This is a genomic window from Maribacter sp. Asnod1-A12, assembly GCF_045063735.1.
Lineage (GTDB): Bacteria > Bacteroidota > Bacteroidia > Flavobacteriales > Flavobacteriaceae > Maribacter.
Genome location: NZ_JBEFNZ010000006.1, coordinates 1,072,394 through 1,092,781 on the forward strand (window position 1 = coordinate 1,072,394; position 20,388 = coordinate 1,092,781).

Annotated in this window: 7 protein-coding genes; 3 read left to right on the plus strand and 4 right to left on the minus strand. The window is 36.4% G+C overall.

The features are described 5' to 3' along the window. Positions 1–6: 6 nt before the first annotated feature. Entirely contained in the window at positions 7–4,305 is a 4,299-nt protein-coding gene (locus ACJJVP_RS04450; RefSeq protein ID WP_405411102.1) for a PAS domain S-box protein, read from the minus strand. Between the two features lie 254 nt (positions 4,306–4,559). Between ACJJVP_RS04450 and ACJJVP_RS04455 the strand changes: the two genes are divergently transcribed. Genes ACJJVP_RS04455 through ACJJVP_RS04465 form a run of 3 tightly spaced genes read left to right on the plus strand, consistent with a single transcriptional unit; the run spans position 4,560 to position 10,504 of the window. Continuing rightward, positions 4,560–7,397: a carboxypeptidase-like regulatory domain-containing protein gene (locus ACJJVP_RS04455; RefSeq protein WP_405411104.1), complete on the plus strand. Its 2,838-nt coding sequence runs from the start codon at positions 4,560–4,562 to the stop codon at positions 7,395–7,397. A 20-nt stretch (positions 7,398–7,417) separates the two neighbouring features. Then, the gene (locus ACJJVP_RS04460; protein ID WP_405411107.1) at positions 7,418–8,716 is read left to right on the plus strand and encodes a DUF4249 domain-containing protein; all 1,299 of its coding nucleotides are present in this window, start codon (positions 7,418–7,420) and stop codon (positions 8,714–8,716) included. A 9-nt stretch (positions 8,717–8,725) separates the two neighbouring features. Beyond that, complete coding sequence (locus ACJJVP_RS04465) at positions 8,726–10,504, plus strand: hypothetical protein (protein ID WP_405411108.1); 1,779 nt, start codon at positions 8,726–8,728, stop codon at positions 10,502–10,504. A gap of 3 nt (positions 10,505–10,507) precedes the next feature. Here the strand turns inward: ACJJVP_RS04465 and ACJJVP_RS04470 are convergent, their stop codons facing one another. From ACJJVP_RS04470 to ACJJVP_RS04480, 3 genes are read right to left on the minus strand one after another with little or no spacing between them, the layout of a single operon-like run. Next, the gene (locus ACJJVP_RS04470) at positions 10,508–12,421 is read right to left on the minus strand and encodes an OmpA family protein (protein ID WP_405411110.1); all 1,914 of its coding nucleotides are present in this window, start codon (positions 12,419–12,421) and stop codon (positions 10,508–10,510) included. A gap of 12 nt (positions 12,422–12,433) precedes the next feature. After that, positions 12,434–13,384: a type IX secretion system membrane protein PorP/SprF gene (locus tag ACJJVP_RS04475; RefSeq protein ID WP_405411111.1), complete on the minus strand. Its 951-nt coding sequence runs from the start codon at positions 13,382–13,384 to the stop codon at positions 12,434–12,436. Positions 13,385–13,387: 3 nt separating this feature from the next. Then, positions 13,388–20,098 (minus strand): cadherin-like domain-containing protein, encoded by a 6,711-nt coding sequence (locus tag ACJJVP_RS04480; protein WP_405411114.1) that lies wholly within the window; start codon positions 20,096–20,098, stop codon positions 13,388–13,390. Positions 20,099–20,388: the final 290 nt, after the last annotated feature.

Consider the following 20,388-nt stretch of genomic DNA (forward strand, 5'->3'; position numbering starts at 1 on the left):
GCAAGTTTAATTAAAGTTAATTTTAAAAGTTGTTCCTACATTTACTTCACTGGTGGCGGTAATTGTACCACCCATCGCTTCAATTTGTGTTTTGGTAAGAAACAAACCAACACCTTTGGCATCTGGGTGTCTGTGAAAAACTTTATTGAGTCCAAATAATTTATGGCCATGCCTTTCTAAATCAATACCAAGGCCATTATCCTTAAATGTAAGAATATTTTTACCGTTTTCAATTTTTGCTGTTATTAATATGTGGGGCAATCTATTCTCAGCTTTATATTTTATGGCATTACCTATTAAATTTAAAAAAATACTTTCCATGTAAATACTGTTATAAGTAACATCTGAGTATTGAGAAAAATCTGATTCTATTACCGCTCCAAATTTTAATATGGCACCACTTAATATTTGAGTTGTATTTTCTAAAACTTTATTTAAGTCTACTTTTTCAAGTTCTTCTTTAGAATCGCTAATTTTTGTTTTTAGGGCCTCTATCAAAGTATTCAATGTAAGCGTAAGACGATCTATTACAGTGTCGAATTTATTGAAAACATCTAAACGTTCTGTTTCATCTTCAGTTAGCTTATATATCTCCATTAACGAGTTTAGATTTGCCACAGGTGCTCTCAGATTATGAGAAGTAATATGTGTGAAATCTGCCAGTTGCTTATTTTGGTGAGATAATTTTTGTGCTACAATTTCTAAACTTTCTTTTGCATCAATAATCTTTTGTTCCGCTATTTTTTGTTTCGATATATCTCGTATAGCTGCAGAAACCAACAGACCCTCTTCTGTATGTAGTGGGCTCAAACTTATTTGAATAGGTATTTCTTCTCCTTTTTTTGTAAGCGCGAATAAATCTTTATCATCACCCATAAGTCTAGTCTTAGGTGTATGAAAAAAACCTTCTCGATATGAAGAATGTTTCAGGGTAAATCTTGCAGGAATCAAAACCTCTACTTTTTTATTGAATAATTCTTCTGGTGCATATCCAAATAGTTTTTCAGATTGTTTGTTAATTAGTTGTATTCTGCCTTTTTCATTGACGATAACCATGGCATCTGGGGCAGACTCTAAAAGTCCTCTAAACTTCTTTTCCGCCATTTTAATTTCGGTTATATCTTGGCAAGTACCGATCATTTCTACAATCTCATCCTTTTCATTCGTAAAAACCCTTCCTAAAATTAGAATTGTTTTTACCTTACCCGAAGTGGTTATAATACGATGTGTTAAACTTTCCCATTTTTTATTCCTTTCTACTTTCTCAAAATGTCGATTAACAATTTCTATATCTTCTGGATGAACAAACCTGAAATACGAGTTAAACTTAAGTTCAATTATAGCTTCGTCAAGCTCTAGAATTTTATAAAAATTTTGCGACCATTCTACTTTATCGGCAACCGTATCCCATTTCCAATTAGACATCATTGAAATCTGTTCGGCAAAATTTAAAAGCTGATTTTTTTTCAGCAATTCAAGCTCCGTATTTTTAATTTCCGAAATATCCTTTGAAATTGCTATGAAGCCTTCATTCGCGTTGTCACTATTTTTAATAGTCGTTATGGTAGAAAGTACGGAAACCGGTGAACCATCTTTTTTGTAATAGGTCCATTCTCGAGTATCGTTTAAATCTTCTTTCGAAAGGTTTCGATAATGATCATATACAGATGGATCTTTACCATTTAATCTAGCAATATCATGTTTAAATTTTTTGATTTCATCTTTATGAGCATATTTTCTAGGCTTTTCTATTCCAACCATTTCTGCAGCAGAATACCCCAATAACACCTCAGCACCATGATTGAAACGATTAATAATACCATCTTTATCTGTTGATATAATTAAAATAGACTCTGAATTGAATATTGCTTGAAGTTCTGAAAGGGCTTTTTGCAAATTACGTTCCGCCATTTTAATTTCGGTCACATCTTGGCAAGTACCGCTTATTTCTATAATCTCATCTTTTTCGTTAGTTAAAACTTCCCCCAAGAGCTGAATTGTTTTTACGATACCCGAAGTGGTAATAATACGATGCGTAAAACTTTCCCATTTTTTATCTATTACGGCTTTCTCAAAATGTTGAGCAGTAATTTCTTTATCTTCTGGATGAACAAAATCCAAATATATATCTAACTTAAGATCTGTAATATTTTCGTCAAGCTCGAGAATGTTATATAGATTTTTTGAACTTTTTCCTTCATCGGTAAAAGGGTTCCATTGCCAATTGGCCATCTTTGAAATCTGTTCGGCATAAGTTAAAAGTTGATTTTTTTTCAGCAATTCAAGCTCCGTATTTTTAATTTCCGAAATATCCAATAACATCGCCATAAAACCAATATGCTTACCATCTATGTTCTTAATAGATGATATTGTTACTTGGCCTAGAAATGTTGACCCGTCTTTTCTGCGATGCGTCCATTCCCGGGTATCGTGTACTTCCTCTTTAGATAAATCTATATATTTTGAGACAGCTTCATAATGGTCAGACCTGGGTATCTTTTCGCCAAACAATTGCGCTATTTCAATTTCATGAGCTACTATCACTTCTTCTGCAAGAAATAGGAAACCATTATGAATGCCAATAATTTCTGCTGCGGAATATCCTAATAAAGCTTCAGCACCACTATTAAAATTATTAATGATTCCATCTCTACCGCTGGTGATGATTGCAACAGATTTTGAATTGAATATAGCTTGAAGTTCTGAAAGGGCTTTTTGCAATTGACGCTCTACCATCTTGCTTTCGGTAACATCTTGGCAAGTACCAAACATTTCTACCATCTCGCCTTTCTCGTTGGTAATAACCTTACCAATTAAATGAATTGTTTTTTCAATTCCATGGGTTGTAATAATTTTATGGGTAAAGTTGTAGAATATTTTATCACTAGCCGATTTTTCAAAATATTCTGTTACCAAATCTTTATCATCAGTATGTACAAAACTGAAATAAGTATCAAATTTAAATTCAGTTACATTTTCATCAAGTTCAAAAATGGTATAAAGATTTTGTGACCATTTCAACTTATCCAATACAGTATCCCATTGCCAATGTCCTAATAAACTCAGTCTTTCGGCAAAATTTAATAAATCATTCTTCTTTCTCAATTCATTCTTTATCTCTTTTATTTTTGAGATATCGGTTATTATTGATATAAAACCGTCATTAACGCCATCATTATTATTAATTGCTGTAATTGAAGTAAGTGTTGAAAATAAAGACCCGTCTTTTCGACGAAATGTCCATTGTCTTGTATCGTTAATATTTTCGTTACGATAATTATACTTTGAATCTATCAATGTAGAATTGCCGTTAAATAATTTCGTAATATCATTTTTAAATTTATCACGCTCCTCTTTTAGAAGATATAAATCAGGCTTTTCTAAACCTACAATTTCATCGGCAGTATATCCTAATAATTTTTCGGCACCTTTATTAAATCGATTAACAATTCCTTTTGAATTTGTTGTAATAACTGCTATTACATCTGAGTTAAAAATAGCTTCTAACTCTGCATTTGCAACATTTAAAAGCTGTTCTGAATTTTTTGAAGATGTTATATCTTGAGTAATACCAAATATCTTTGTAGAAATGCCGTTGATTCGCTCTATATTTCCCACAACCTTAACCCAACGATAATTTCCTTTTGCCGTCTTAAGTTTTAAATTTAAGTTTACGGGCGTACCAATTTCTTGAGCCGCTTTAAGTGCTTTTACGATTTTATTTCGACTTACTTCATCTTCAAAAAACGCCAATCCAGAATCCACTGTTGGTTCAAATTCTAGAGGAACTTCATGAATCTCATACACCATTGTACTCCAGGTTACTTTCTCTTTTAAAAGATCAATTTCCCAAGTACCAATTCGTGCAATCTCACTAGTATCACTTAATATGGTTTCAAACTTTTTTTCTTTTAACTCTTTCTCTTTCTGTTCCGTTATATCACCTGCATGTATTAAGAGTCCGCCGATTTCACCTTCAGCATTATACCAAGGTTGAACATTCCAAAAAATCCATTGAATAGAACCATCTTTACGATGAAAGGTGGTTTCATCGCAAATATCTATTGCGTCGTTTAAACACTTTTCATTCTTTTTTTTCCAATCATCTCCAATTTCTGGAAATACATTGTAATGAGTTCTACCAATCAATTGTTCTCCTTCCAAACTAAAATCCTTTAACCAACGATTAGATACTGCTAAATAGACCATATTGCGATCTAACATAGCTATTGCGGCCGGAGCTTGTTCTATAAATATTTGGTGATGCTTTTCTTGAAGTTCTATTCTATTGGAAATTGGAGTCAACGTATTTATTTTAACAAGTATTTATGAATAAAAATAGTAATAAAATACTGATAAATAATAAAACAACAATGTAAGTAAAAGATTATACTCTTAAAATTAACTCTTTCTCTTTAAACCTGTTAACTATAAATACCAAATCATTAATAATGCAAAGGTTATTTCATTTTTTTTCAATAATTCAACGCAATTATTTTAAATATCACATTTTGTTGTAATATAGTTTTTATTACCTTGTAATAATCCAACCAACCAACATGACCAACCAAAAAACGAATAAAAGTTTGCTCAAAACTTTTATTGAAATTAGCGGGGCAACACCTATAAAAAAAACCGTAGTCTATTTCACCATACTTTTTGCTTTAAGTATAGGTTATGCTCAAGAAACTATTACTGTTAATGGTCAATACTCTGCAACTCCCTTATCATCTGTAATTACCGATATTGAAGAACAAATAGGTTATCAATTTTTCTTTCTAGAAAGTTGGGCACAAAGCATCAACGTAACTGCCAACTTTGACAATGAAAATTTAACCACTGCCTTGCAATCTCTTTTAGAGGACACCTCTTTAAACTATTATATTCTAGAATCACAGAAACGCATCATTCTTTTAGAGAATACAATAGTATATGACGACCTACCCAATGGCTTTTTTGGTCAAGAAGAAGTAGTTGAAGAAAATAACGGCAAACAAACAAAAGTCAACGCACCTCCCCCAACATTTTATACCACTAATACTCAGGTTAAACGAAATTACGATATAGCCAAGGTTGGTAAAAGCGACCCTAATAACTTACAAGAATCCTATAAATTAACCGGTAGAGCCATAAATTCTAAAACAGGTGAGCCTATTCCAGATTTAACTATTCGCGTTAAAGGCTCCAACCAAATTACTGTATCCGACTCGAATGGTAATTACTCTTTAACATTACCTTCGGGCTATAACGTACTAAGTATACGTGCCATGGGTATTGCATCTACAGAACGTGAAGTCATTATGTACAATAATGGTAGTTCAGATTTGTTGATGGAAGAAGGGCTACAACAATTAGATGAAGTAGTAGTAGAGGCAGATGCTTATAAAAATGTAGAGGAAGCTATTACTGGTAGTGAGCAAATAGATTCTGAAGAGTCTAAGAACATTCCCCTAGTTTTAGGGGAACGAGATATTTTGTCAGTCGCCAAGGCATTGCCTGGTATTTCATCTGCGGGCGAAGGTGCAATGGGCTTAAACGTTCGTGGCGGTAAAACAGACCAAAACTTAGTACTGTTAGACGATGCGGTTATATACAACCCACAGCATTTTTTCGGAATCTTTCAAGCCTTGAATCCGTTTACGACCAAGGGCGTAGATATCTATAAAGGTGCTATTCCTGTAGAGTTTGGCGGCCGTCTTTCATCGGTCTTCGATATTAGAACAAAAAATGGTAATGTAGAAAAGTTCTCAGGTGAAGGTTCTATTGGTCCAGTGACCGGAAATTTGGCATTGGAAATTCCGTTAGAAAAAGAAAAATCATCCCTTGTCGTTGGTGGTAGAGGTGCTTATGCGGACTGGATTTTACGGTCTTTAGATGACGAATCGTTAAGCAATAGCAACGCTACGTTTTTTGACGGCATCGTTAAATATCACAATAAAATAAATGACAAAAATGAAGTGAAAGCGACTGCCTATTATAGCAGAGATGCTTTTAGTATCACCTCAGATTCATTATATAACTATGATAACCGACTGTTTTCTGTACGTTGGGACCATAGAATGAGTGATAAAACCAATAGCGCACTTATTGTCGATAATAGTAATTACGGATTCGGAATTGATTTTGACGGTGAATCGAACAGTGATTTTAAGCTTGATTACAACATTAACGAAACCGAATTAAAATATAAGCTTCGAACAGCTCTAAACAATAAAAACACTTTAGACTATGGCGGTTCAGCCAAATACTATTCTGTTAACCCTGGAAGCATAGAACCCGACGGAAGCGAGTCGGACATCAGTGAATTTACTATTGATAAAGAACAAGCTGTTGAGGGCGCACTATTTATAGGGGATGAAATTATGGTTAATGAAAAACTATCTGTCAATTTAGGGGTGAGATATGCATTTTTTGCTGCATTGGGCGAGGCTACCCAAAGAACCTATGAAGAAGGGATGCCAAAGAATGAATCTACCGTTCAAGACACCATAGCCTATTCAAGTAATCAAAATATAAAAACCTATGGCGGACCAGAAGCCAGAGTCTCCGCTAGATATTTATTTACACCCGATTTTTCTGTAAAAGCCAGTCTAAACAATTCGTATCAATTTTTACATACCCTTTCAAATAACACCACAGTTTCACCTATTGATACATGGAAACTTTCTGATCTGAATATTGAAGCACAAAAGGGCTACCAAGCCTCTCTTGGCTTCTATAAAAACTTTAAGGAAAACGAATATGAATTAAGTATCGAAGGGTATTACAAGATAATGGAAAATGTGCTTGATTTTAAAACCGGTGCCAACCTCTTCTTAAACGAAAATGTAGAAACACAGATATTACAAGGTGACGGAAAGGCATACGGAGTAGAATTTTTATTAAAAAAGAAAAGCGGTGATTTAAACGGATGGTTAAGTTACACCTACTCTAGATCTTTATACCGTTTTGATAGTGAATTTAGCGAGGAGCGAATTAACAACGGTGAATTTTTCCCCTCTAATTTTGATAAGCCCCATGATGTAAGTGTTATTACCAACTATCGTTTTACAAAGCGATATAGCATATCTGCAAATTTTGTGTACCAAACTGGAAGACCTATTACCTACCCCGTAGGCACATTTAGATTCAATAACGCAGATTTTGTTGCTTTTAGCGATAGAAACAAGTTTAGAATACCCGACTTCTATCGTTTAGATCTAGGATTAAACATTGAAGGAAACCATAAGAAGAATAAGTTAGCACATAGTTTTGTGACCATATCAGTTTATAATGTATTAGGTAGAAACAATCCGTACTCGGTGTTTTTCGTAACAGATGATGGCGAAGTAAAGGCGTTACAAAGTTCTATTTTCTCCATTCCTATTCCTTCCATTACCTATAATTTCAAGTTTTAAAGAATAGAAAATTACTATAAATGAAAAAATTAATTCTATTTATAATTTGTATTTCCACTTTAGCATCATGCATTGAAGAGGTTGATTTGGGTATAGCCGCAGATGATGAAGTCTTAAAAATATTAATTGTAGAAGCCACACTAACCAACGAACTAAAAAACCATACGGTAGCATTAAGCAGAATGGACACTTTAGTAGATTTAGGAATAGACTCCGTTTACAACCCGTACACACCAATACGAGATATAAATAGAGATTTGGTACGCTACGAAACCAATGCTACGGTTTCAATTGAAAACAGTAATGGCACCACCTATTCTTTTAATGAGGCAAGTCCGGGTATTTATGAATCTGATATTGAATTTGCTGCTGAAATGGGCAATGCATATCAATTGAATATTACTACATCAGATGGAAAAAGGTACACCTCGACCAATATGCAAATTGAAGGTTTAGCAGCTATCTCTAATCTTTACGCAGAAAAAACGACAAGTGAATCTGGAGTACAAGGTATTGGCATATTTGTAGATAACAACATAGAGTCGGGTACCGTTCAAAACTTACGCTATACTTATGATGAAACGTATAAAATAATAGCTCCAAATTGGTCTCCAGAAGCTTTTAAACTTACCAACTACGATCCATGCGCCTTACCAGAAGTAACTTATGACCTTGAAATTGTAGAACGAGAAGAAGAACAACAGGTTTGCTATGGCAATAACCTTTCTAATTCTATCATACAAGCTCAACAAGGTAACTTAGGTGATAATATTACAAAGTTTATGGTACGTTTTATTGACCAAGAAAACTTTATTATAAGCCATAGATATAGTATTGAAGTAGAACAATTAGTTTCAAGTGCAGCATCTTTTAGTTTCTACGATCAATTGAATAACTTCAGCCAAACCGGTAGTATTTTTTCTCGAATACAACCCGGATTTTTAGAAGGTAACCTTTCTGCAGACGATGGCTCTCAGGGTAATGTAATCGGTTTTTTTGATGTAGTATCCGTTTCTAAAAATCGGCTCTTTTTCAATTACACCGATTTTTATCCGAATGAAGAATTACCCCCATACCCTTTTAATTGTAGTGAATTGACAGCACCAGAATCTCATGTTTCTTTTTGTTTTAGTGGAATGAGAGGTCCAAACCCATGTCCACAATCAGTAATTCAACAAGTAGATCTTGATTTAATAAGTTATGTGAAGCCAAATGTTAATGAGGAAGACTGTGGCGGACCACACATATTTGTACCAAGAGTATGCGGAGATTGTACAGCTTTGGGTAGTAATATTGAACCAGATTTTTGGGTAGAATAATTAGAACTTATGAAGACAACACAAATACTTACTGTAATAATCATTTTAATTACCAATCTCGGTAGCGCCCAATATGTGATCAAAGATGGTAGCGACCTTTTGAGTCTAAAAAAAGTACCTCAGGAAAAAGCATACGTAGACCATAACGGTCCGTTAGTGCTCTCTGGAGAGTATTTATATTATTCTATACACTGTTTTAACGCACAAACCAATAACCCTACTAAAATAAGTACCATTGGATACGTAGCCCTAGTAAATGAAGCAAAGGACTTTGTTTTTGAACATAAAGTAAAATTGAGCAAAGGACATGGCTATGGTGATTTCTTTGTGTCTACAGATATACCCTCTGGCAGGTACAAGTTATTAGGCTATACCCAATGGATGAAAAACGCAGGTTTATCTCAAGTTTTTAAAGATGATATTGTAATCATCAATCCTTATTTAGTAGACCAATCTGCCCTTCTAGAAAATAAACCCGATGCACTAACATCAGTTTCAACTGATGCCATTTCGGTTTCAGACTCATCAACAATTACAATTAGAACCAATCAATCTACGTATCAAACTCGGGAGAAAGTAAGCCTGAATATTAAAAATTACAAAGGAGCTTTAGGTCATGGTTTTTATAGTATTAAAGTGAAAAGAAAGGAAGAAATAGCTATTCTATCTTCTCTCAATTCCGTCACCTACGGTAATGCATATTTCAATGCCGATAAAGAAATTAAACAGACCATTGGTGATAGCATCTTCTTGCCTGAACAAAGAGGAGAACTAGTTTACGGCACCGTAACAAAAGCTAACTCAGGATTACCTGCTGAGAACCTTCCCGTTGTTATTTCTATTCCTGGGAAAGAATCATTATTTAAGTTTTCAAAAACCGACCAAAATGGAAATTTCTATTCTTACATACGCAAAGACCGTAAAAACCCAATGGCAGTTATACAGGTTAAAGACCAAAGCGAAACGTATACTATTGAAAAAGGAACACCCAGTCCTATTGACCTAGCCGACCTATCATTCGCAAATTTCAATTTATCAAAAGAGCAGGCGGAATATATAAAGAATAGAAGCGTACTAAACCAAATAGAAAATCAGTTCTTTGGTGCCAAACCAGATTCTATTTTACAAAGCAATCCTATTGATATATTTAATGGTGGCATACCAGAAGTTATCATTCTTGATGAATACACGCGTTTTCCTACGCTTGAAGAAACTTTGGTAGAAGTAGTGAAATTCGCAGGCTTTAGAAAAGTGAATACCAGTGACGCCTATATAAGAATTGGTCAAGATTTTAAATCTTATGATGAAGATTACAACGATTTTCCTGCCATTGTCTTAATAGATGGGGTATTCATACCTCATCACGAAAAAATCAGAACCTTTGATGCCCGAAACATTGAAAAAATAAGCTTGACAAGAGATCAATTTCGTTTGGGTCAAAAAGAGTATCAAGGTATTATTTCTATTGAAACTTTCAATGCAGAATTTCTAGACACCTATACTGCTAAAAATAGCCTAGTTGTACCGTTTACCCAACCCGTAGCCAAAAAGAACTATTTTGTACAATCTTATCAACCAGAGAATGTTTCTTTTGATAGAATTCCAGATTACAGGAGGATGCTATACTGGAACCCCCTTTTAAATATTGCCGATAGTGATTATCAGTTTGATTTTTTCACTTCAGATGTAGAAGGAACCTATGAAGTAATTTTAAACGGATTTACTTCTTATGGTAAACCAATGCATGTCGTTAAAGAAATAGAGGTAGTAGCGAAGCATATAAACTAAATCTTACTCTATCAAAATAAATTCTGAACGTCTATTCAATTGATGATCTCGATCTGAGCAAATGACCCTATTTGAGCATTTATTAATCAATGCCGTTTCTCCGTAACCTTTACCTGAAATACGATTTTCATCAATTCCTGCAGATATTATATAGGCTACCGTTCTCTTTGCTCTACGATCAGAGAGCCACAGGTTGTAATTATCCTCTTCTCTACTATCTGTATGCGACCCAATTTCTACTTTTACTTTAGGTCTTTTTAACATATAATCGACCACTTTATCTAAATTCTCAAAAGCATCTTCTCGTAAGTAAGAACTGTTTAGATCAAAATAGATTGGAGCTAATTTTAAAACTTTTACCAAATCGGCACCAATAACCGCAACTTTACTACTCTCTTCCAATACCACACGTGCATCTTTTATATTCTTTTCATCTGGTGTAGTGAACATAAACAAAGAACCCTCTTCGTAACCGTTAAGATTGGCAGTAATTGAATATTGACTCTCTTGACATGGAATTTCTATACTATAATTGCCCTGTTCATCAGTTGTAGTCTCCCCTATATTACCTCCTGAAATGTTCTTACCGTTAACCGTAACAAATGGCAAAGGTTGTTCCGTATCCTTATCTACTGCGGTACCGGTTATGGTGACCATACAGTCTATAGTTTTCAACGCATAAATATCATCACCACCAACTCCGCCAGAACGATTAGAGGCAAAGAAACCTGAATTGGTTTCTTCATCGAAAATCATTGAAAAATCATCGTTGGGGCTGTTAATAGGGTTACCTAAATTTTTAACTGCTCCCTGACTCTTTAGATTGACTGAAAAAATATCTAGTCCGCCTAAACCAGGATGTCCGTCAGATGCAAAATACAATACCCCAGACTCCGATATAAACGGAAATGTCTCTTTACTTTCGGTATTTATTTTAGACCCTAAATTCTCTGGCGTTCCAAAACTACCATCAGAATTAATAGCTACTTTAAAAATATCTGAAGCTCCTAAATTACCTGGCATATCAGAAGAAAAATACAAGATTGTTCCATCTTCGTTCAGGGCAGGGTGTGCGACGGAATACAGGTCGCTATTAAATGGCAGATCCTCTATATTTCCCCATACACCATCTTTGAAAGTACTTCTATAAATCTTTAATCTACTAATTCCGTTTTTGTCTCTATTGAACGAACCTTTTTTATAATTATTTCTAGTAAAATACATGATATTACCATCTTTTGAAAAAGTGGTAGAAGATTCATTTGCCACAGATTTCAACTCTTCTGGAAATGCAGTTGCTGTACTATATTGCCCTTTCTCTGGGCGCGTTGTTTTATAAAGATTTAAATAAGGAGTAGCACTACGATCGGTAGTTTCTAAATCCCTACCAGTTGAAAACACCAAAAACTCGTTATAAAATGACGGTGCGAAATCTGATTCTTTTGAATTTACAGAAGATAAATTTTCAATGGTATATTCGTTTGATGCAGTCATTAATTTATCAAAATAGCTTTCATCCTTATTATAGTTCTGAGCACGTACATCGTTTTTTTTCGCCTTTTTGAACTTCTTCATCCAAACCTCGGAATCTTTATAATTCTTAATTGATTTTAAAGACTGAGCATATCTGTACATATAGTCAGGCTCTATCGTTGAACTATTCAATTCTAACAACTTTGCGTACCAATAACTAGCTTCGTCATACTTTGCCCTTAAGTAAGCTTCATTACCAAGGTTTTTGCAAATATCCTCATCAGACATTCCCTTTTTACTCAACTCTTCATAAGTTGATGCATTACCCATATATGCATAGTGTCCAAAATTATCCGGTAGTCCTTTTTTGTTCCCGTTCTGCGCAAAACATAGCGTAGTAACAAAAAGAAACGATAAGAGAATTATGGATGTTTTGATTTTCATTATCAGTTAATTTTAAAAGAATCTAGGGGTTAAATCAATCTTATCTTTCTTAATAAACTCGTACCTAAGAAAAACCTCAAAAGAACCATTGTTATACTTTGTTCCGCCTAATTCAGAAATATCGCTATCATAGGCAAGACCAAGCATAAACTCATCGGTCATTTGAAATCCGAATAACGCACTTACAGCGGAATCCCATCTGTAAGCGGCGCCCATTGAAAATTTATCGTTCAATAAAAAATTAGCAGAAACATCTGCCTGTAAAGGTGCACCCGGGGTAGCTTTCAATAAAAATGCAGGTTTAAATTTCCATGATTCAGACATCTCAAACACATAACCAGATATTAAATACCATGTCATTCTATCTACCGACACTAGCCTATCATTACCATCAGAGCTATCGAAATGTTCTGTTTGCAAAAAATTGGGTATAGATAAGCCCGCATAAAACTTGTCGTTATGAAAGTAAATACCAGCTCCAAAATTAGGTGTAAATTTCTTATATAAATCAGTATCTGTAATGGCAGTTCCGCCTGCACTGAAGTTTCTTAGATTATTAAAGTCTAGATTTAGAAGGTGTCCGCCAGCTTTAAAACCAAAGGATAACTTATCAGTTTCTGAAGTATTTAAAGTATACGAGAATGCAGCATCTATGTATGTATTTTGATTGGTATTATTACCTATTTCATCATGCACAATAGATAAGCCTAATCCCACTTTATTTGATGTTGGACCATGAACACTTAACGTCTGTGTATTTGGAGCACCATCTCTACCTACCCATTGCGATCTGTGCAACGCCGAAATACTTAAAACATCACGAGAACCTGCATAAGCAGGATTCACAGAAAAAGTATTATACATATATTGGGTATACTGGGCATCTTGCTGACCGAACATAAAATGTTGACCGCCTATGACCATGGTAAATATCAAAAAGATTGTATAATATATTCTCTTCATCTTTTATCGAATTACATATAGATATCCGGTTAATAATTTCTGCTCGCCTCTAACAGTATAATATATATCGTAATAATATGTGCCTGATGGTAATTTTTCATTTCGGTTTATCGTAATTCTACCATCTGACAAACCACTAAAAGCTTTAGTTTTATTTTCATAACCCTCGACCTCCCAAACTAACACTCCGTATCTATTATAAATTTTGACCGTATTTTCGGGAAATATGTCAATATTGATAATTTCAAAACTACCGTTCATGATATCTCCCGGCTTAACCAAATCAAGTTCTACATAAATATCGCATTGCGCATCAGCTGGTGGCGTTCCACCTAAAGAATCACATGCATCTAAAGGATCTGTACCATCTAAAACTTCTTGACCATCTATAATTCCGTCACCATCGGTATCAGGATTATCAGGATCAGTGCCAATTGTAACCTCCTCATCATCAGGTAGACCATCATCGTCACTGTCATTGTCAAGAGGTTCATTATTAAAAATGATATCTACTTCACCGAAACCTTGGTTTCCTGCTATATCAACAGCAATGATATATAATGTTAGTTCTGGATTTATTATAGGGAAAGAACCATTTTCGGGTTCATCTACATCAGTTTGAATTTCCCAAATACCATTGATGTCCGTGTTAATAACATACAGGAGAGAAACCCCAGTATCTCCTACTTCCACAGTGATAGATAATATTTCATTAGGACTCCCTAAACCAAGTAAAATTGGAAACGTATCCATTGTTTCAAAACTATCTACCAATGGTGGTTCAGTATCAACGATATAAGTATGTTGATCCGAAGCTGAGCCTGTGTTTCCTTCAATAGTTAGCGTAGTTACCGAAGCAATAATATTACTATCGGCATCTGCTACTAAGTCTGTACCAGGAACCACTATTGCAAAAAGACCATTTTCACCAACAGGACCCGTATAATTATTGGTATTGATAATTAGCGTAACGATATCTCCTGGTGTAAAATCACCTGAAACTGTTCCTGTTACAGAAATCAGATTCTGAGCTTCGGTTTCATTAACAATATTATCTAAAGCAACATCAACTATAGTTATAATAGGAAGTACTATAATGGTTTCTTTGCAATCTACAATTCCGTTACCATTAGCATCTGTTTGATTAAATTCAACAGTAACTATACTAGTGTCATTAATCACACAAGGCTCTATTGCCCCAACGGTATATGTAAAGGTGTTATTACCGTTATCTGCCCATGTTCCACCAGCATTAGGAGAACCTGTTAACTGAGCGAACAGATCATCATTATCGAAACTATCTCCGGCACAAATATTTAATGTACCATCAATACCGGCATTCGGTTGCGCTTGTTGAGTTACGGTTACGATACTTTCATCATCTATTGTACATGGTGATGTTGCAGCTACGGTATATGTGTGAGTGCCATCGTTATTGTCAACCCATGTTCCACCTGTATCGGGAGATCCGGTCAGTTGTGAGAATAAGTCTGAATTTGCGAATGTCTCTCCTTGGCAGATATTCAATGTTCCATCTATACCTGCATTTGGTTGCGCTTGTTGAATTACGGTTACGATACTTTCATCATCAACTGTACATGGCGAGGTTGCAGTTACGGTATACGTGTGAGTGCCATCGTTATTGTCAACCCATGTTCCACCTGTATCGGGAGATCCGGTCAGTTGTGCGAATAAGTCTGAATTTGCGAATGAATCTCCAGTACATATATTCAAGGTGCCGTTTACTCCTGCATTTGGTGGAGCTTGTTGAGTTACGGTTACTGTACTTTCATCATCAACCGTACATGGTGATGTTGCAGCTACTGTATATGTGTGAGTGCCATCGTTATTGTCAACCCATGTTCCACCTGTATCGGGAGATCCGGTCAGTTGTGCGAATAAGTCTGAATTTGCGAATGAATCTCCAGTACATATATTCAAGGTGCCGTTTACTCCTGCATTTGGTGGAGCTTGTTGAGTTACGGTTACGATACTTTCATCATCAACCGTACATGGTGATGTTGCAGCTACGGTATATGTGTGCGTGCCATCGTTATTGTCAACCCATGTTCCACCTGTATCGGGGGAACCTGTTAATTGGGCGAACAGATCATCATTATCGAAACTATCTCCGGCACATATATTCAATGTTCCATCTATACCTGCATTTGGTGGAGCTTGTTGAGTTACGGCTACGATACTTTCATCATCAACTGTACATGGTGATGTTGCAGCTACGGTATATGTGTGCGTGCCATCGTTATTGTCAACCCAAGTTCCGCCTGTATCGGGTGAACCTGTTAATTGGGCGAAAAGGTCATCATTATCGAAACTATCTCCCGCGCAGATATTCAATGTACCATCAATACCGGCATTCGGTTGCGCTTGTTGAGTTACGGTTACTGTACTTTCATCGTCAACTGTACATGGTGATGTTGCAGCTACGGTATATGTGTGAGTGCCATCATTATTGTCAACCCATGTTCCGCCTGTATCGGGGGAACCTGTTAACTGGGCGAAAAGGTCATCATTATCGAAACTATCTCCGGCACAAATATTTAATGTACCATCAATACCGGCATTCGGTTGCGCTTGTTGAGTTACGGTTACTGTACTTTCATCGTCAACTGTACATGGTGATGTTGCAGTTACGGTATACGTGTGAGTTCCATCATAATTGTCAACCCATGTTCCGCCTGTATCGGGTGAACCTGTTAACTGGGCAAAAAGATCATCATTATCGAAACTATCTCCGGCACAAATATTCAAGGTGCCGTTTACTCCTGCATTTGGTTGTGCTTGTTCGGTTACGGTTACGATACTTTCATCATCTATTGTACATGGCGAGGTTGCAGCTACGGTATATGTGTGAGTGCCATCATTATTGTCAACCCATGTTCCACCTGTATCGGGTGAACCGGTTAACTGGGCAAAAAGGTCAGCGTTGGTGAATGTCTCTCCTTGGCATATATTCAAGGTGCCGTTTACTCCTGCATTTGGTGGAGCTTGTTGAGTTACGGTTACGATACTTTCATCATCAACCGTACATGGTGAGGTTGCAGCTACGGTATATGTGTGCGTGCCATCGTTGTTATCAACCCATGTTCCACCTGTGTCAGGAGAACCTGTTAACTGGGCAAAAAGATCATCATTATCGAAACTATCTCCGGCACAAATATTCAATGTTCCGTCGATACCCGCATTTGGTTGTGCTTGTTCGGTTACGGTTACTGTACTTTCATCGTCAACCGTACATGGTGAAGTTGCAGCTACTGTATATGTGTGAGTGCCATCGTTATTGTCAACCCAAGTTCCGCCTGTATCGGGAGAACCTGTTAATTGGGCGAACAGATCATCATTATCGAAACTATCTCCGACACAAATATTCAAGGTGCCGTTTACTCCTGCATTTGGTTGCGCTTGTTGAATTACGGTTACGATACTTTCATCATCAACCGTACATGGTGATGTTGCAGCTACGGTATATGTGTGAGTGCCATCGTTATTGTCAACCCAAGTTCCACCTGTATCGGGTGAACCTGTTAACTGGGCAAAAAGATCATCATTATCGAAACTATCTCCGGCACAAATATTTAATGTACCATCAATACCGGCATTCGGTTGCGCTTGTTGAGTTACGGTTACTGTACTTTCATCGTCAACCGTACATGGTGATGTTGCAATTACCGTATATGTGTGCGTGCCATCGTTATTGTCAACCCATGTTCCACCTGTATCGGGTGAACCGGTTAATTGGGCAAAAAGGTCAGCGTTGGTAAATGTCTCTCCTTGGCAGATATTCAATGTTCCGTCGATACCCGCATTTGGTGGAGCTTGTTGAGTTACGGTTACGATACTTTCATCATCAACCGTACATGGTGAAGTTGCAGCTACTGTATATGTGTGAGTGCCATCGTTATTGTCAACCCAAGTTCCACCTGTATCGGGTGAACCTGTTAACTGTACGAACAGATCATCATTATCGAAACTATCTCCGACACAAATATTCAAGGTGCCGTTTACTCCTGCATTTGGTTGCGCTTGTTGAATTACGGTTACGATACTTTCATCATCAACTGTACATGGTGATGTTGCAGCTACGGTATATGTGTGCGTGCCATCGTTATTGTCAACCCAAGTTCCGCCTGTATCGGGGGAACCTGTTAACTGAGCGAATAAGTCTGAATTTGCAAATGAATCTCCAACGCAGATATTCAATGTTCCGTCGATACCCGCATTTGGTGGAGCTTGTTGAGTTACGGTTACGATACTTTCATCATCAACCGTACATGGTGAAGTTGCAGCTACTGTATATGTGTGAGTGCCATCGTTGTTGTCAACCCATGTTCCACCTGTATCGGGTGAACCTGTTAATTGGGCAAAAAGGTCAGCGTTGGTGAATGTCTCTCCTTGGCAGATATTCAATGTTCCATCGATACCCGCATTTGGTTGTGCTTGTTGAGTTACGGTTACTGTACTTTCATCATCAATTGTACATGGTGATGTTGCCGCTACTGTATATGTGTGAGTGCCATCGTTGTTGTCAACCCATGTTCCACCTGTATCGGGTGAACCTGTTAATTGGGCGAACAGATCATCATTATCGAAACTATCTCCGGCACATATATTCAATGTTCCATCTATACCTGCATTTGGTGGAGCTTGTTGAGTTACGGTTACTGTACTTTCATCATCTATTGCACATGGCGAGGTTGCAGTTACCGTATATGTATGTGTGCCATCATTATTATCAACCCATGTTCCACCTGTATCGGGTGAACCGGTCAGTTGTGCGAATAAGTCTGAATTTGCGAATGAATCTCCAACGCAGATATTCAATGTCCCATCGATGCCTGCATTTGGTGGAGCTTGTTGAGTTACGGTTACGATACTTTCATCATCAACCGTACATGGTGATGTTGCAGTTACCGTATATGTGTGCGTGCCATCGTTATTGTCAACCCATGTTCCGCCTGTATCGGGTGAACCTGTTAACTGGGCGAACAGATCATCATTGTCAAAACTATCTCCGGCACATATATTCAAGCTGCCGTTTATGCCTGCATTTGGTGGAGCTTGTTGAGTTACGGTTACGATACTTTCATCATCTATTGTACAAGGTGATGTTGCAGCTACGGTATACGTGTGAGTGCCATCATTGTTATCAACCCATATTCCACCTGTATCTGGGGAACCTGTCAGTTGTGCGAATAAGTCTGAATTTGCGAATGAATCTCCAACGCAGATATTCAATGTTCCATCGATACCAGCGTTTGGACATGTGTAAACCGTTATCGTAACAGTTGCGTGCTGAGTATAACCCTGAGAATCCGTTATTCCGTAAGTAAAGGAATCAGTTCCTATATAATCAGTGCTAGGTGTGTAAGTAAAGTAATCATCTACCGGATTTGTCGCTGTCCCACTATTATTTAATGAAACACTACCGTTTGTTGGAGTGCTAACTAAATAAATACTTCCGGAATCAGGACCATTACCGCCAAAATCATCATTACTGGTCACTAAAATATCAACTGTATTATTCTTTTCTACAGATTCATTATCAATTAGTGGAACCGGAAAAAAACTATCGGTAGTATCGTTCAACAAGTTACCATCTGTATCATCTCCATCATCAGACAAATCATCTGTATCACCTGGACCGTACGGACTATCAGCCAAAACACTCACCTGATTAATCACTCCGCCTTCAGCAATCTCATTGGCCGTTAAGATATGACTTGCAGTATATGTTGCCACTTCACCAGCCAAAAGGACACCTTCTAAAGAACTCATTGTTGCAGACGAAAAAGATGGAGCACTACTTAGTTCAATTGTATTACCGCCAGCATCATTGAACGTATCTGTTAATGCGACATTAGAAACTTTTACATTACCTGTGTTTTCTACCTCAATTGTATAATCTACAAAATCACCGGTTACAACAGGAGAGCTAAAATTATTTACAACGGTCTTCGTTATTTCTATTTCTGGTTTAGCTATAATTAGGTTGGATATCACAAACTCAACTTCATCATTAAAACCTAAAAGACTTCCCGAAACATAAGCATTCATATTTATGGATTCTACAGCATCATCCATACGCATGGTACCCCCGCCAGTACCGGTTGTTGAGCCATTACCACACTCACCTCCATTCGTGCTTATTAATGACCCTGAATCTATATTAAAAGTGGTATTCGTGAATTCAAAAATGGGACCATTTCTACTTATATTTGACCAGGAGCCATTGGTAGATGTAAAAACACCTGTACTTGAACCTGATAATAATGGAAAAGGTAAAATACTATAAGTACCTACTTTATCTACATTGACTAAAGGGTTTGCCAAATAAACCACATCGCCAGTAGATGCATCAAAAAAGTGAAACTCCAAAGTACCTGCAAATAAAGAACTTAAAGAAAGCTCTAGTGAAGGACTCCCAAAAATATCTGGTGTTGGATTTCCATAGGTTGCATCTGACGTACAACCCATAATTCCGTTTCCGGAAATTGACACTCCCGATGTTATTCTACATTCTACCCTAACCAGACCATCTGAGCTAATAGATTCCCAAGTAGTCGACAGTGGTTTTTGAGTCCAAGTAGTAGTTTGCTGAGAAAATAAAGAATCACATAGCAAAAGCAATAGAAAAAAGAGGAATATCCTTTTCCAAATTAATTTTAAAGAAAATATAATTTTAAGCGTTTCGATCATTTTAAAAAATCCATTTACAAATTCGTGTACTTAATGAATTTGTAATTTTTAAAAGTAACCTTACACTGCTTAGCTTTAAATTAATTGTTGTCAATCACAACAAATGAAATGTAAACGAAGTAATATTTGTTGATAGTTTTAATTGAATCTACCACTTTTACGAAATTTACATTTGTAGTACATGGATTACAAATGCTAAAATATGCTGTATTCGTAAAATATTATTTATTGAAAAACACACACTAATCAAGATTATCAAAATAGTATTTGAAGAATATTCAATTTCATAA